This is a genomic window from Streptomyces sp. NBC_00986, assembly GCF_045162565.1.
Lineage (GTDB): Bacteria > Actinomycetota > Actinomycetes > Streptomycetales > Streptomycetaceae > Streptomyces.
The window spans coordinates 1,235,862-1,250,312 of record NZ_CP108733.1; the positions used below are offsets into that span (position 1 = coordinate 1,235,862).

Sequence of the window (14,451 nt, forward strand, 5' to 3'; positions counted from 1 at the left end):
ATCCAGTGCTGCGTTATCTGTCGATCCGTGTGGTCCGCTCGCTCGCGGTAGTCCTCTGCCTCAGCGCCATCGTGTTCGCCCTGGCGCATCTGGTCCCCGGTGATCCGGCGGCCCTGATCGCGGGCGAGAACTCGACGCCCCAGCTGCGCGCCCAGATCACCCAGCAACTGGGCCTCGACCAGCCCGTGTGGTCGCAGTACCTCACGTGGATCGGGCACGCCGTCCGGGGCGATCTCGGCTCGTCCCTGCTGGACGGGCAGAGCGTCGGCGCCCAGGTCGCCGCCCGTCTCCCGGTGAGCCTCGAACTCGCCGTCTACGCGGCGGTGATCGCGGTCCTGTGGGGCATCCCGGCGGGCATCTGGTCGGCGATGCACCAGGGGCGCGCCAAGGACCGGCTGGTCAACAGCGCGGCGTTCATGGGGCTCGCCGTCCCGCCGTTCGTGGTCGGCACGGTGATGGTCCTCCTGGTGAGCACGCTGGCACCGGCCTGGCCGCTGTTCTCGTTCGTGCCGTTCTCGCAGGACCCGCTCCTCAACCTCCAGGTGCTACTGCTCCCGGCGATCGCCCTGGGCATCCCGTTCGGCGCGACGCTCTGCCGCTACATGCGGGCCGCCGTCCTCGACGTCGAGGGCCAGGACTTCATGCGGACGGCGGCGGCGAAGGGCGCGGGGCGACGGCGGCTGATGCTGCGGCACGCGCTGCGCAACGCGCTGGTGCCGGTGGTCACCGCCGGCGGTCTCCAGCTCGGGGTGCTGGTCGGCGGCACGGTCATCGTCGAGCAGGTCTTCGCCCTCCCCGGTCTCGGCTCGCTGATCGTCAACTCCATCACGCAGCACGACTTCACGGTGATCCAGGGCGCGATCCTCGCGCTGGGCGCCTCCTATGTGCTGATCAACCTGGTGACCGACCTGGTCTACCCCCTCATCGACCCCCGCATCCGGACGACTGGAGCCCGCCGTGACGGTTGAATCCACCGCGCCCGCCGTCACCGTGGCCCCGGCGCGCCGACGACGGAGGCCGCGCCTCGGCTGGAACGCGACCTTGACCACGGGTGTCTGCATCCTCGGCGCGATCGTCGTATTGTCCCTGCTCATCGGCGCCTTCGGCCGCTACTCGACGGAGGACGTGAGCGACTCGCTGCTCACGAGTCCGTCCGGGAGTCACTGGCTGGGCACCGACAACCTCGGCCGTGACCTGTTCACCCGGACCTTCGGGGCGGCCCGCCAGTCCCTCATGGTGGCCTTCGGGGCGACCACGCTCGCCGCGCTGATCGGCATCCCGATCGGTCTCGTCGCGGGCTACAACGCCCGGCGCCTGGACGCGGTGCTGATGGCGGCGATGGACACCGCGATGTCGATTCCCTCCGTGCTGCTGGCACTTGTGCTGGTGTCGGTCTTCAGCCCGGGCATGTGGGTCCTCATCGGGGGCATGGGCCTGATCTTCGTGCCGTACTTCGCGCGGATCGTGCGGGCTCCGGCGCTCACCGTGCGCGAGCGGGACTTCGTGTCGGCGGCGCGCATCGCGGGCGTGCCGACCCCGGTGATCATCGGCCGCCATGTGCTGCCGAACGTGCTGTCCTCCGCGCTCGTCCAGTACGCCAACACCGCGGCGACCTGCGTCCTGGTGGAGGCGTCCCTGAGCTATCTGGGCCTCGGTATCCAGCCGCCGACGCCCAGTTGGGGCCGGATGATCTTCGAGGGCCAGCGCTACATGAAGGACGACCCGCTGCTGGTGATCGTCCCCGGCATCACCCTGGCCATCGCCACCGCGGCCTTCGGCCTCATCTCCGACGGCCTCCAGGAACAGCTCAACCCGCGCGGCAAGCGCCGCACGCCCTAAACAGGCGCCCGCACCACGTCACTTCACCCTCACGTTCTTGAGAAACAGGCGGTCCTGATGACGAACCACACCCTCTCCCGCAGAAACGCGCTGGCCCTCGGCGGCAGTACCCTGGCCGGCCTGATGCTGGCGGCCTGCGGCGGTACGGCCACCACGGCCACCAAGACCTCCGGGAAACCGGTCAGCGGCGGCACCCTCACCATCGGGCTCGACGGGGAGCCCACGGTCGGCTTCGACCCGCAGGTGGCGCAGGCCTACTTCGACCAGCAGATCGTCGCGCAGTTCTACGAGGGCCTGCTGAGCCTGGACAGCAAGGGCCAGATCAAGCCCGGGCTCGCCAAGAGCTACCAGCAGGTGGACGCCACCACCTACCGGTTCACGCTCCGCGACGGAGTCACCTTCCACGACGGCACCAAGCTCACCACCGACGACGTCATCTTCAGCCTGGAGCGGCTGATGGATCCGGCGATCAAGTCGCCGTACACCCAGCAGTACAAGATCAAGACGGTGACCGCGCCGGACGCGAGCACGATCGAGATCAAGCTGAGCACCCCACAGCCGTCGCTGTACAACTTCCTGGCCCGCCCGTGGAGCGGCGCCATCATGAGCAAGAAGTGGACGACGTCCCGCACCGGGAACCAGCTCAAGCAGACGGAGAACGGCACCGGACCCTTCGCCCTGAAGAAGTGGTCGAAGGGCATCTCCATCGAGCTCTCCGGCCACAAGGGCTACTGGGACAAGCCGAAGCCGTATCTCGACACGGTGATCTACCGGCTCATCCCCGACGAGACCTCGCGCGTCGCGTCGCTGCGCTCCAACTCGGTGCAGTTGCTGTCCTTCCGCGACCTGCGCATGGTGAGCGACGTCAAGACCACGAGCGGTGTCACCGAGGCGAACGGGCCGATCGTCTCCAGCATCTGGCTCAACATGAACACCCTGAGCGGACCGCTCGCCGACAAGCGGGTCCGGGAGGCGTTCAACCTCGCCATCGACCGCAAGACCCTGATCAAGACGCTGGGCAGCGGCTCCGCCACCTTCGGATACGTCATCCCGCCGCAGGACCCGTACGGCATCACGCCCACGGCCGCCGACCCGATGTACACGCAGAACCAGAGCAAGGCCAAGGCCCTGCTCAAGGAGGCAGGGAAGAGCAAGGTCACCATCGAACTGCTCGCCCCCAGCGACCCGGCCTACGGCCCCGACATCTCCGCCATGGAGCTGATGAAGGCGCAGCTGTCCAAGGTGGGCATCACGCTCGACCTCAAGCTCGTGCCGTTCGCGAGTGTCGTGCCGAAGGTGCTGGCCGGCGAGTACACCGACATGGTGATGATGACCAGCGTGCTCAACGCCGACCCCAGCCAGTACCTGGACCTGTGGTTCGCCAAGGGCAGTCCGGCGACCAAGGTCAAGGACCAGCACCTGTGGGACCTGATGGCTGCCGCGAAGAGCGAGCAGGACAACGCGAAACGGGTCACGCTCTACCACCAGCTCGCCCAGTACATCGCCGACGAGGCCTACCTCCTGGTGCCGTACGCCAAGGCGGTGCGCGGCGAGGCGTGGAGCGACAAGCTGCACGGCTACCAGCCGGACGCCACGGCGACCCGGCTCAACCTCAAGAACGCCTGGCTGTCCGCGTGAAAGCCGACACCTTGACGCCCGCCCGTGCCGCCACCGAGTCCGGCGGCACGGGCCCGGTCCTCGACGTCTCGGGGCTGCACATCGGATTCGGCGGCTCGGACGTCGTCTCCGGTGTGGATCTCCGCGTCGACCAGGGCGAAGTGGTGGGCCTGATCGGCGAGAGCGGTTGCGGCAAGTCCAGCGTCGCCCTCGCCGCCATGGGGCTGCTGGGCTCCGGCGCCGATGTCCGCGCCGACCGGCTGGAGGCCTGCGGCACAGATCTGCTGGGCAGCCGCCCCGCCGAACTGGAGAGCCTGCGCGGCGACCGGGTGGCGATGGTCTTCCAGGAGCCGATGACCTCGCTCAACCCGTGCATGCGGGTCGGCGCGCAGGTCGCCGAGGTACTGCGGATCCACGGCAAGGCCGGCCGGAAGGAAGCCCAGGAGCGGGCGGTCGACCTGCTGCGCCTGGTGGAGATCCCCTCCCCCGAGCGCCGGGCCAGGCAGTTCCCGCACGAACTGTCCGGCGGCATGCGCCAGCGCGTCGTCATCGCCATCGCGATGGCGGGCAACCCGCGCCTGCTGCTGGCCGACGAACCGACGACCGCCCTCGACGTCACCGTGCAGGCCGAGATCCTCCGGCTGCTGCGCTCGCTCCAGGAGGAGCACGGCATGGGGATGCTGCTCATCTCGCACGACCTCGGGGTCATCACCGCGATGTGCAGCCGGGTGCAGGTGATGTACGCCGGGCAGGCGGTGGAGTCCGGCACGGTCGAGCAGGTGCTGAACGCGCCCCGGCATCCGTACACGCGGGCGCTGCTCGCGGCGGTGCCCCGGATGCGGGAGGGCGACGGCACCCCGCTGACCGCGATCCGCGGCCAACTCACGGACGACGCCCGCAGGTTGCCCGGGTGCCGCTTCGCGCCGCGCTGCCCGCTGGCCGCCGACGCCTGTGCCGAGCCCCAGCCGTTGCGGCCCGTCGGCGAAGGGTGGGTGTCGCGCTGCTGGCGGGACACCGAGGACGCCCCGACCCCAGCCGGAGGAAACGATGAGTGAACCGCGACTGGACCTGACAGTGGCCGAGCCGACGGCTCCGCCACCCGCGGCGGACACCGAGGTGCCGCTGCTCGAACTCGCCGGTATAGGGCACGAGTTCGGACGCCGCCCGGGCCGTTCCGGTGTCCGGGCCGTGGACGACATCTCGCTGGCCCTGAACCCCGGTGAGACGGTCGGCCTGGTCGGCGAGTCCGGGTGCGGCAAGAGCACGCTCGGCCGGATCGCCACCAGGTTGTACCGTCCGACGCGAGGCGCCGTGCGCTTCGAGGGCAAGGACATGACGCACAAGCCGAAGAGCGCCGACCTCAAGGCGTTCCGGCGTGCGGTGCAGATGGTGTTCCAGGATCCCAACGGCTCGCTGAACCCCCGCCTGCCGGTGGGCGCGAGCATCGAGGAGCCGCTGCGCGCCCGAGGGGTGGCGCGCACCGAGCGGCGCGCCCGGTTGGCGGAAGTCCTGGAGGAGGTCGGCCTCGACGCGGCGGCGGCCGGCCGCTATCCGCACGAGTTCTCCGGCGGTCAGCGTCAACGCCTCGCGCTCGCCCGGGCGTTGGCCCCGCAGCCGTCTGTGATCGTCCTCGACGAGCCGACGTCGGCGCTGGACGTCTCCATCCAGGCGCAGATCCTCAATCTGCTCCAGGAGATCCAACAGCGGGACCGCATCGCCTACTTGTTCATCTCGCACAACCTCGGTGTGGTCCGCCACCTCAGCCGGCGGGTCGCCGTGATGTACCTCGGGTCGATCGTCGAGATGGCCCCGGCGCAGCAGTTGTTCGAGGCGCCGCAGCACCCGTACTCGATGGCCCTGCTCTCGTCCGTCCTCGAACCCGGCGACGGCACCGGGCCGGGCGAACAGATCGTCCTCAAGGGCGAGTTGCCCTCGCCGACCGACATCCCGACCGGCTGTCCCTTCTCCTCCCGCTGCTGGCTGGCCGACGACCACTGCCGCAGCGAACGCCCCGCACTCACCGAACAGACACCCGGCCATCTGACCGCATGCCACAAACCAGGGGGTCACTCATGACGGACACACTGCACCGCGGCTATGTATCCAGCCCGTTCGGCCAGCTGCACTATGTCGAATGCGGCACGGGCGAACCGGTTCTGATGCTCCATCAGACACCGCGCTCCTGGACCGAGTTCCTGGAGGTGCTCCCCCGCGTCGGGGCCACGCACCGGGCCATCGCCATGGACACCCTGGGCTTCGGCGCCTCCGCGAAGCCCGAGGGGCCGCACACGATCGATCGGTGGGCCGACGCGGCCGACGCGTTGATCGAGGAACTCGGCCTGGAGCGCTTCCATCTCGTCGGCCACCACACCGGCGGGGTCATCGCGGTGGAACTCGCGGCACGCCACCAGAAGCGGGTGGCGAGTCTGTTCCTTTCCGCGACCCCCTTCATCGACGAGGAGAAGCGCCGCTCGGCCGATCACCGCAAGGCCGTCGACCACGTCGTCCCCCAGCCCGACGGCTCGCATCTGCTCGAACTGTGGAACCGCAGGCGGGAGTTCTACGAGCCCGGCGAGGAGGCCGCCCTCAACCGGTTCATGATCGACGCGCTGACCGTGCTCGACCGGGTGGAAGAAGGGCATGTGGCGGTACGCGGCTCGATGATGGACCAGCGGCTGCCCCTGGTCACCGCCCGCACCCTCGCCGTCTGCGCGTCCGGGGACCACTTCTCCATGCCGGGTCTGGAGCGGTTCGCGGAGGCGATCGGCTGCGAGACGCGGGTCATTCCCGGCGGACACGTCCCTGTGCCGGAGCAACTCCCCGAGGAGTTCTCGCGGTACATCCTCGACTGGGTGGCGGCGGGATGACCACCGCCGGCGCGGTCCGGGAGTCCGGCGAGCGGCCCAACTCGGTTCTGGGCAAGGTGAGTCTGATCCTGTCGGCCTTCGGTGACGACGACTTCTCGCTGGGCCTCGCCGAGTTGAGGTCCCGCACCGGCATCGCGAAGGCCACCGTGCACCGGCTGTGCCAGGAGCTGGTGGCCACCGACTTCCTGGAGCGGGACGGCTGCAACTACCGCCTGGGCGTACGGCTTTACGCCATGGGCCTGCGCTCGCCCCAGCAGCGCACGCTGCGCGAGGCGGCCAGGCCGGTCATCGAGGGCCTCGCGCAGAACCTGGACAACGCCGTGATCCTGGCCATCCCGCACGACTCCGAGCTGCTGTGCGTCGAGAACCTCGGCACGCACCGCAACCACGCCCGCTCCACCGCCGACGGCCGGCGCCTGCAACTGCACAGCACCGCAGCTGGCAAGCTCACCCTGGCCCTCCTCCCCGAGCAGTACCCGCTCGCGAGCGTCCTCCCCCAGATGGTCCGCTGCACCCCGCACACGCTCGGTCCCGCCCAACTGCCCGGTGAACTCAAGCGCGTTCGGGAGCAGGGCTACGCAGTCGAGGTCGAGGAGCGGCGCATCGGCTACCTCGCCGTCGCGGTTCCCGTGCGCGGCGCGGGCGGCGCCTATCTGGGCGCGCTGTCGGTCATCGCCCCCACGGCGGGCAGCAGGATCACCCGGCTGCTCAACGCACTCACCCAGGCGTCGAGCGTCATCACGACCCGACTCGCTCGCTACGAGTCCCTCCGCGCTCCCCTCTAGCAACGGCCCGCACCGCTCTCGGCCAAGGCCGCCACGAACCCCTCGGGGTTGTCGCGCATCATGTGGTGGCCCGCGTCGGGGACCTCGACGACCGGGATGCCGGCCTGCCGTACGGCGGGCTCGTCCGCGTAGGGGCGACTGCGGGTGCCGATCAGCATGACCCGGGGCCGGGGAAGGCCGTAGAAGAGGTCCGCCGTGCCCGGAGTCGTCCCGCGCACCAGGCTGACGGCGCTGCGGTGGAGGATCGCGGGGTCGGCCGTGCGCACGCGGGCCGCGTAGTCCGGGTCCAGTGTCGACAGGACCGTACGGTATCCGTGGCCGACGAAGTCCTCCTCGGGCTGGGCTGCGATGGCCGCGCTGTAAAGTCCGCCGCCCGCGCGCAGGTTGGGCTCGGCGACGACGAGCCGGGAGGCCAGGTCGGGGCGGGTCGCGGCGAGGACGATCGCGATGGCGCCGCCCATCGAATGTCCGACGAGGACGGCGTCCCTGACCCCCTCGTCGTCGAGGACGGCCGCGACTGTCTCGGCGTGGGCCTCCAGCGTGCCGGTGAAGTCCTTCGGGCGGTCGCTGAAGCCGTGGCCGAGGAGGTCGACGACGATCGCGCGTCCGCCGCAGAGAGCTGCGATCCCCGTGAAGTCGGCCGAGCCCGCGCAGCCCAGTCCGTGGAGGTACACCCGGGCGGGGCCGTCGCCCGGGATGTCGATCCAGCGCAGGTGGCCGTCGGCGCCGGGGATGTACGTGGACCGCATCGGTGCTCCTCAACTGCCTTCAGGAAAGGGGTGGTTCGGCGTGTCCGGTGTCATCGCCAGAGGCGCTTGTCGTCCGGTACGGCGAGGAGGCTGTCGGTGGGGAGGTGGCTTCCCTCGGGTTCGCGCAGGGGGACGACACCGACGCAGCGGCCGTCGCGGTCCAGGATCCGGCCCATGTGCTTCACCGTGCGCAGGACCACCGAGCGGTCGTCGATCACCAGGCGTGGCAGTCGGCGTGACAGGTGCGCCTCGAAGGTGTGCACGTCGGCCAGTGCGCGCAGCCAGACGTCGATGACGAGGTTGTGCGGGCCCGCGGTGATCGCGCACGAGCGGACCTCCCGTATGCCCGACAGGACGCGGCTGGTCTCCTCCAGGTGCTGGGCGGGCACGGACGCGAAGTACACCGCCGCCAGCGGCCAGCCGGACAGCCGCCGGGCGAGGTCGCAGCGCAGGCTCACGCGGGAGGCCAGCAGCGACTGGAGTCTGCGGCGGACCGTGGTGACGCCGACGCCGGTGGCGGTCGCCAGCGCACGGATCGACATCCGGCCGTCGGAGCTGAGGAGTTCGAGGATCTGCGCGTCCAGGGAGTCCCAGGGCGTGGTGGTCCCGGTGCCCGGGTCGGGCGGGATGTCGGAGGCGTGGCTCGCCTCGATGCGCGCGCACTGTGCCGCGTCGAGGCTGCGCAGGCGCCAGCGGCTGCCCTCGGTGGGGACGCCGGTGGAGACGTGGGTGCGGGTGGCGCGGACGCCGGGTGTCTGCTGGAAGAGGCGGGTGGTGAGGTGGGCGAGTTCGTCGAGGTCCCTGGTCTGTACGGCGGTCACGACGTCGCGGCCACCGGCCGTGATCTTGACGTTGGCCACGGCGTGCTCGGCGGCCAGCGCGCGGGCCACGTCCTCGGCGACGCCGGGTTCGGTGTCTACCTCGACGATGCCCGTCACGACGATCCGGGAGTCCGACAGCCTCGGGTAGGCGGTCACCCACGCGAGCCCGGCCTCCTCCAGCCGCTGCCAGCGCCGGGCGGCCGTCACCGGATTCACGCCGAGGACGTCGCCGATCAGGGTCCAGGGGGCCCGGGGGTGGATCTGCAGCGCGTGGACGACTCCGCGGTCCAGTTCGTCGAGATCCGCGGCAGCGAAATCCTGCGCCTCCTGGGACGGCGTATTCCTGCGCGCCCGACTGAAATCAGGATCGGAAGCTGCACCGTAGCGCGGGGTTATCTCGTCCATTGCAGACTCCCTTTCGCCTGTTCCTGATAGCGAGGTTCCCCGACACCGAGGTTCCTGATACCGAGGAGTGATTCGGCCCCACCATGACGGATGCCATGACGCAAGAGACCTTTCGGACCATGTTGCGCGTCGAGAACGCCCGCCTCGTCGACGGTACCGGGGCCGCCCCGGTGACCGACGCCGTCGTCGTGGCGGACGCGGAGGGAACGATCGTCTACGCCGGACCAGCGGCTACGGTCCCGCCGGCGCCCGAGGACAGCCGCGCGATCCGGATCATCGACGCCGGGGGCCGGACCGTGCTCCCCGGGTTCTTCGACTGCCACACCCACCTCGCGTACGCGCAGGGCTCGCCGCCCGGGCGGCGCGGCGAACTCGATCCGGTCCTGGTGACCTACGACACCGCGACCCGGCTGCGGCAGACCCTGGACGCGGGCATCACCACCGCCCGTGACCTGGGTGGACTGTCCACCGGGTTCCGTACGGCCGTGGAGACCGGACGGATCGTAGGCCCCCGTCTGCACACCGCCGTACGGATCATCAGCCACACCGGCGGGCACGCCGACTTCCGCCTCCTGGACGGCACCGACCTCAGCGGCGGCGAGATGGCCGAACTTGCCGACACCGTGGACGAGTCCCGGCTCGCCGTGCGCAAGGTGATCCGCGCGGGTGCCGACGTGGTCAAGATCTGCGCGTCCGGCGGCATGGCCAGCCCCTACGACCAGCCCGAGGACGAGGGGCTGATGGAGGAGGAGATCCGGGCCGTGGTGGACGAGTGCCGACGCCACGGCGGCAGGCCGGTCGCCGCCCACGCACAGGGCACCGCGGGCATCCTCAACGCCATCCGCGGCGGTGTCACCAGCATCGAGCACGGGTACGGCCTGGACGAGCGGGCGCTGGACCTGGCGGGCGAGCGGGGCACGTTCGTGGTGCCGACGCTGTCCACGGTGTTCGCGGGCATCGACAAGGACCTGATGCCGGAGCACCACTACCAGAAGAAGGTCCGCTGGTCGGGCATCACCAAGGAGAACATCGCCCGTGCCATCGACCAGGGCGCCCGCATCGCGCTCGGCACCGACGCGGCGGTCTGCCCGCACGGCCAGAACCTGCTGGAGCTCCGCTACCTCGTGGACCTCGGCATGGACCCGATGGCCGCGATCGTCGCCGGCACCCGCGTCTCCGCCGAACTCCTGGGCCTGTCCGACCGGTTGGGCACCCTGACCGCGGGCAAGACCGCCGACCTGATCCTGTGCGACGGGGACCCGCTCGCGGACATCGGCGTGCTCGGCGATCCCCGCAACATCGTGTGTGTCGTCCAGGACGGCGTCGTACGCAAGGATCTGCTGCCCGCGGCGGGAACCCGCTGACGGTCTCATCCCGGGAGGCCGCCGGAGCGGAGGGCCGGCAGGACCGACGAGCCGACGGTCTCGATCAGGTCGGTGGGCAGGTCGTAGGAGCCGACGTGCTGGAGGAAGACGTCGGTCACGCCCGACTGGCGGAGGGTGCGCAGGCGTTGGGTGATCTGTGCGGGCGTGCCGATCAGGCAGAACTCCTCGGCGAAGCGGACGGCCGCCTCGTCGCTGATCCAGGCCGAGCAGATCCGCACGGCCTCGTCCCAGTCCTCGGCGTGCACGAGGTCCGGGTAGACGCCCTCCACCGCGGCCGGGACGTCCACGTCGATGCCGGCGAGGGCGAGGAAGGACGCGCCGCCGTTCTGGGCGATCGAGGCGCAGATCGGCTTGAGCAGGCGGGCCTCGGCCTCGATGCCGTCGGTCACCGCGCAGAACGCGGACACGGTCACCGGGAGAGTCCCGGCGTTCCGTCCGGCCGCCTCGGCGCCCTCCCGCACCCGGGCGGTGGCGGCGGCCAGGGTGCGCGGCGAGACACCGCTGAGCAGGATCACGCCGTCGGCGATCTCTCCGGCCAGCCGCAGGTTGCGCGGTCCGCTCGCCGCCAGATGCAGCGGAACGGTCGGCTGGGGGTCGCGCAGCCGGGAGCGGACCTTGCCCTCGAAGTCCCACTCGCGCCCGTCCAGCAGGGCCCTCAACATGCCGAGCCCTTCGCGCAGTTGGGCCGAGCCGGTCTGCGGCAGGCCGACGGGCGCGACGGAGCTGTTGCCCACGCCGAGGCCGAGGGTGAACCTGCCCGGCGCGAGTTCGGCGACGCTCCGCGCGGCCGACGCGACGACGGACGGATGGCGGGTGGCGAGGTTGGTGACGGCGGTGCCGAGGCCGATCCGCTCGGTGGCGAAGGCGGCCGCGGTGAGTGTGGTGAACACGTCCCGCCACAGCAACTGCGAGTCGGGGAACCACACTTGGTCGAAGCCGAGCTCCTCGGCCCGTCGTACGGTCCTGGCCACCCGGTCCGCCCGGTCACAGGGCGGGACGCGCACGCCGATCCGCAGCGGGCCCTCGTCCGTGTCCGTGTCGCTGTCGCGCTGAACGCTCATGGCGACGACCCTAAGGACGGGTGAGGGGCCGCCAAACGCCTGCGGTCCGCTGAGCGATCCGCCCGCGCCGTACGGCCCGAAGCCGACGCGGGTGCCCGTGCCCCGGAAGGCCGCGGGCACCCCGGTCCCGGGCGTGACTACGCCGGGGCGGTCGGCGGCAGGAACGCCATGGTCATCGTGTCGGGCTTGACGGTGACGACGGCCTGGGCGCGTGGCGAGCGTGAGGTGAGTTCGAGGTGCGGCCAGGTCCGCAGGACGGTCGCGAGGATGATCTGGAGTTCGGCCCAGGCGAAGTTCTCGCCGATGCACTTGCGGCGGCCGTCACCGAAGGCGAGGAACGAGCCGCGGGCGGCCGGGGCGCGCTCGGGTGTCCAGCGGTCCGGATCGAAGGTGTCGGGGTCGGGGAAGTGGTCCGGGTCGTGCTGGTGCAGGTAGGGGCTCCAGATCACGTCAGCACCCCGGGGGATGCGGTGGCCGCCCAGGTCGACGTCACGGGCGGCGGTTCTGGTGACCATCCAGGCGGGCCCGTATTTTCGGATGGCCTCCTGCAACACCCGGCGGGAGTACGGGAGTTGATCGAGGTCCTCGTGGCGCAGGGGCCGGTCGCCGCACACCGAGTCCAGTTCCTCGCGCAGCCGTCGCTCGACGTCGGGGTTGCGGGTGATCTCGTACAGGGTCCAGGCCAGCGTGGTGCCGGTGGTCTCGATCGCTCCGGTCAGCAGGGTGATGGCCTCGTCCTGGAGCTGCTGCCGACCCAGCGAGTCCTCCGCCGCCAGCAGGGTGGCGAAGAGGCCGGACCGCTCCTCGTCCCGGGCGGCGCCCGCGTGCGGACAGCCGGTCGCCCCGGCGGGCTCGGCGTCACCGGTGCCGTGATGGTCGATGGCCTGGTCGATCAGCGCGCGCAGCCGGGCGACCCGTTCGGCGTGGGCGCGGTTCATGGGCAGTGGCAGGCGGGTCACCCAGGCCGGGAGGATGGTCTGCCGAATCGTTCCCTCCATGATGGCCGGCATGAGGGCGGTGAACTCGCCCGCCAGTTGCCCCGGCAAATCCGTGCCGAAGAGGGCCACCAGGAACGCGGCCAGGGTGATCGCGTTCATGTCCGCGTACACATCGCGGGGCTGTCCCGCGGGCCAGGCGGCGACGAGCGCCCGTACCCGCTCGATCATGGCGTCGCCGCGTTCGGCGATGTGCGCCTTGTTGAACATCGGCTGCATCAGCCGCCGGTTGCGCAGATGCGTGTCCCCGTCGGCGACGGTGGCCAGCCCGTCCCCGAAGAAGACCCGCAGCGCGTCGATGATCTTCCCGCCCTTGGTGAAGTCCACGGCGTCGGTCACCAGGACCCGCCGGGTCAGGGCGGGGTCGGTGACCACGTAGGCGGGGGTGGGGCCGATGCGTATGCGGACGACGCTGCCGTGCTCGCGCAGCGAGGTGATGAACGGCAGCGGGTCACGGGCCAGCCGGTGACCGTGTCCGATCAGCGGCCGGCCGCCGGGAGCGGTCGGGGCGGGGGTGGGCGTGGGGGCGTCGGCGGATGAGGTGGTCGGGGCGCTCAACTGATCTCCTCATGGGGAGGCAACCACAAACGCCGCATGACTGCCCAAGATCACCTTCCGGAATGCAATCCGGAAGTGATCCCTCCGTCACACTCCGAAGTTCCTCACACGCGCCGCACTCTCCTGGTCCCGTGCTCCGGATTCAACGACGGCATCGCTGAATCCCATGGCGAGGAACGGTTGGACGCGGGAATCGCGCGGGGGCACAGTAGACGTGTCGATCACCCCGGCGACACCACGCCCTCATGCACCTCGCGGAGACCCCCCGATGACCCACGTCGCAGATCCTGAGCGCTACAACGGCACCATGCGCTACCGCCGCACCGGCCGCTCGGGGCTCGACCTGCCCCTGCTGTCGCTGGGCTACTGGCACAACTTCGGTGACGACCGCCCCTTCGAGACCCAGCGCGATATCGCACTGCGCGCCTTCGACCTCGGCATCACCCACCACGACCTGGCGAACAACTACGGCCCGCCCTACGGCGCCGCCGAGGCCAACTTCGGCCGGCTGCTGAAGCAGGACCTCGCGCCGTACCGGGACGAGCTGGTCGTCTCCACGAAGGCCGGCTGGGACATGTGGCCCGGTCCGTACGGCCAGGGCGGCGGCTCCCGCAAGTACGTCCTCGCCTCCCTCGACCAGTCGCTGAAGCGCACGGGCCTCGACTACGTGGACATCTTCTACTCCCACCGCCTCGACGCCGGCACCCCGCTCGAGGAGACCATGGGCGCGCTGGACACCGCCGTCCGCCAGGGCAAGGCGCTCTACGTCGGCATCTCGTCCTACGACGCCGAGCGCTCCCGTGAGGCCGCCGCGATCCTCCGCGAGCTGGGCACACCGCTCCTCATCCACCAGCCGTCGTACAACATGCTCAACCGGTGGATAGAGAACGACGGGCTCTTGGATGCCGCGCGGGACGAGGGCTTCGGGGTCATCGGTTTCACGGCGCTGTCGCAGGGGCTGCTGACCGGGCGGTACCTGGACGGGATCCCGGAGGGGTCGCGGGCCGCGCAGGGCACGTCGTTCGACGCTGGCTGGCTGACGGAGGACATGGTGCGCCGGCTGCGCGCGCTGAACGACATCGCGGGGCGGCGCGGGCAGACCCTTGCGCAGATGGCGCTCGCCTGGGCGCTGCGCGACGAGCGGGTCACCTCGCTCGTGATCGGCGCGTCCCGTACGGAGCAGCTCGAACAGAACGTGGCCGCGCTGGACAACCTCGACTTCAGCGCCGAGGAGCTGGGCGAGATCGACTCGTACGCGGTCGACGGCGGCGTCGACCTGTGGCAGGACGCGCGGACTGGGAAACTCGGCTGAGTCGCACAGTGCCGGCCGTCATGGCCGGCACTTCCCAGGACAGCGCGGAGGCATGAC

13 protein-coding genes are annotated in these 14,451 nt (G+C 70.7%); 9 read left to right on the top strand and 4 right to left on the bottom strand.

The annotated features are described in order from the left end of the window. The first annotated feature begins 5 nt into the window (after nucleotides 1-5). Genes OG504_RS05505 through OG504_RS05535 form a run of 7 tightly spaced genes read left to right on the top strand, consistent with a single transcriptional unit; the run spans nucleotide 6 to nucleotide 7,108 of the window. Nucleotides 6-968 (top strand): ABC transporter permease, encoded by a 963-nt coding sequence (locus tag OG504_RS05505; protein ID WP_405988674.1) that lies wholly within the window; start codon nucleotides 6-8, stop codon nucleotides 966-968. Beyond that, the gene (locus OG504_RS05510) at nucleotides 958-1,839 is read left to right on the top strand and encodes an ABC transporter permease (RefSeq protein ID WP_405988675.1); all 882 of its coding nucleotides are present in this window, start codon (nucleotides 958-960) and stop codon (nucleotides 1,837-1,839) included. The genes OG504_RS05505 and OG504_RS05510 overlap by 11 nt, the downstream gene beginning before the upstream one ends. Nucleotides 1,840-1,896: 57 nt before the next feature. Then, the gene (locus tag OG504_RS05515; protein ID WP_405988676.1) at nucleotides 1,897-3,477 is read left to right on the top strand and encodes an ABC transporter substrate-binding protein; all 1,581 of its coding nucleotides are present in this window, start codon (nucleotides 1,897-1,899) and stop codon (nucleotides 3,475-3,477) included. Next, nucleotides 3,474-4,511: an ABC transporter ATP-binding protein gene (locus OG504_RS05520; protein WP_405988677.1), complete on the top strand. Its 1,038-nt coding sequence runs from the start codon at nucleotides 3,474-3,476 to the stop codon at nucleotides 4,509-4,511. Before OG504_RS05515 ends, OG504_RS05520 begins: the two co-directional genes overlap by 4 nt. Further along, on the top strand, nucleotides 4,504-5,532 hold the full coding sequence (locus OG504_RS05525) for an ABC transporter ATP-binding protein (protein ID WP_405988678.1): 1,029 nt from the start codon (nucleotides 4,504-4,506) through the stop codon (nucleotides 5,530-5,532). The genes OG504_RS05520 and OG504_RS05525 overlap by 8 nt, the downstream gene beginning before the upstream one ends. Then, a complete protein-coding gene (locus OG504_RS05530; RefSeq protein ID WP_405988679.1) occupies nucleotides 5,529-6,323 on the top strand; it encodes an alpha/beta fold hydrolase in 795 nt (264 codons plus the stop codon). Before OG504_RS05525 ends, OG504_RS05530 begins: the two co-directional genes overlap by 4 nt. Then, nucleotides 6,320-7,108: an IclR family transcriptional regulator gene (locus tag OG504_RS05535; RefSeq protein ID WP_405988680.1), complete on the top strand. Its 789-nt coding sequence runs from the start codon at nucleotides 6,320-6,322 to the stop codon at nucleotides 7,106-7,108. The genes OG504_RS05530 and OG504_RS05535 overlap by 4 nt, the downstream gene beginning before the upstream one ends. On the opposite strand, the gene OG504_RS05540 is transcribed toward OG504_RS05535, so the two are convergent. Beyond that, complete coding sequence (locus tag OG504_RS05540; protein ID WP_405988681.1) at nucleotides 7,105-7,857, bottom strand: alpha/beta fold hydrolase; 753 nt, start codon at nucleotides 7,855-7,857, stop codon at nucleotides 7,105-7,107. The genes OG504_RS05535 and OG504_RS05540 overlap by 4 nt on opposite strands. Before the next feature lie 50 nt (nucleotides 7,858-7,907). Beyond that, nucleotides 7,908-9,083, bottom strand: coding sequence for an Lrp/AsnC family transcriptional regulator (locus tag OG504_RS05545; protein WP_405988682.1), 1,176 nt, complete (start codon nucleotides 9,081-9,083; stop codon nucleotides 7,908-7,910). An 83-nt stretch (nucleotides 9,084-9,166) separates the two neighbouring features. On the opposite strand from OG504_RS05545, the gene OG504_RS05550 reads away from it, so the two are divergent. Beyond that, nucleotides 9,167-10,447, top strand: coding sequence for an amidohydrolase family protein (locus OG504_RS05550; RefSeq protein WP_405988683.1), 1,281 nt, complete (start codon nucleotides 9,167-9,169; stop codon nucleotides 10,445-10,447). A gap of 5 nt (nucleotides 10,448-10,452) precedes the next feature. On the opposite strand, the gene OG504_RS05555 is transcribed toward OG504_RS05550, so the two are convergent. After that, complete coding sequence (locus tag OG504_RS05555; RefSeq protein WP_405988684.1) at nucleotides 10,453-11,529, bottom strand: LLM class flavin-dependent oxidoreductase; 1,077 nt, start codon at nucleotides 11,527-11,529, stop codon at nucleotides 10,453-10,455. A gap of 137 nt (nucleotides 11,530-11,666) precedes the next feature. Beyond that, nucleotides 11,667-13,082 carry a cytochrome P450 gene (locus OG504_RS05560; protein ID WP_405988685.1) on the bottom strand — a complete coding sequence of 472 codons (1,416 nt, stop codon included), beginning with the start codon at nucleotides 13,080-13,082 and terminating at the stop codon, nucleotides 11,667-11,669. Between the two features lie 268 nt (nucleotides 13,083-13,350). On the opposite strand from OG504_RS05560, the gene mgrA reads away from it, so the two are divergent. Further along, nucleotides 13,351-14,394 carry an L-glyceraldehyde 3-phosphate reductase gene (mgrA, locus tag OG504_RS05565; RefSeq protein ID WP_405988686.1) on the top strand — a complete coding sequence of 348 codons (1,044 nt, stop codon included), beginning with the start codon at nucleotides 13,351-13,353 and terminating at the stop codon, nucleotides 14,392-14,394. The last annotated feature ends 57 nt before the right edge of the window (nucleotides 14,395-14,451 follow it).

Bases quoted from the DNA above. Each gene is read 5' to 3' on its own strand.
- OG504_RS05545 (WP_405988682.1), bottom strand. From the start codon at position 9,083: ATGGACGAGATAACCCCGCGCTACGGTGCAGCTTCCGATCCTGATTTC.
- OG504_RS05515 (WP_405988676.1), top strand. From the start codon at position 1,897: ATGACGAACCACACCCTCTCCCGCAGAAACGCGCTGGCCCTCGGCGGC.
- OG504_RS05555 (WP_405988684.1), bottom strand. From the start codon at position 11,529: ATGAGCGTTCAGCGCGACAGCGACACGGACACGGACGAGGGCCCGCTG.
- mgrA (WP_405988686.1), top strand. From the start codon at position 13,351: ATGACCCACGTCGCAGATCCTGAGCGCTACAACGGCACCATGCGCTAC.
- OG504_RS05530 (WP_405988679.1), top strand. From the start codon at position 5,529: ATGACGGACACACTGCACCGCGGCTATGTATCCAGCCCGTTCGGCCAG.
- OG504_RS05550 (WP_405988683.1), top strand. From the start codon at position 9,167: ATGACGGATGCCATGACGCAAGAGACCTTTCGGACCATGTTGCGCGTC.
- OG504_RS05540 (WP_405988681.1), bottom strand. From the start codon at position 7,857: ATGCGGTCCACGTACATCCCCGGCGCCGACGGCCACCTGCGCTGGATC.
- OG504_RS05535 (WP_405988680.1), top strand. From the start codon at position 6,320: ATGACCACCGCCGGCGCGGTCCGGGAGTCCGGCGAGCGGCCCAACTCG.
- OG504_RS05525 (WP_405988678.1), top strand. From the start codon at position 4,504: ATGAGTGAACCGCGACTGGACCTGACAGTGGCCGAGCCGACGGCTCCG.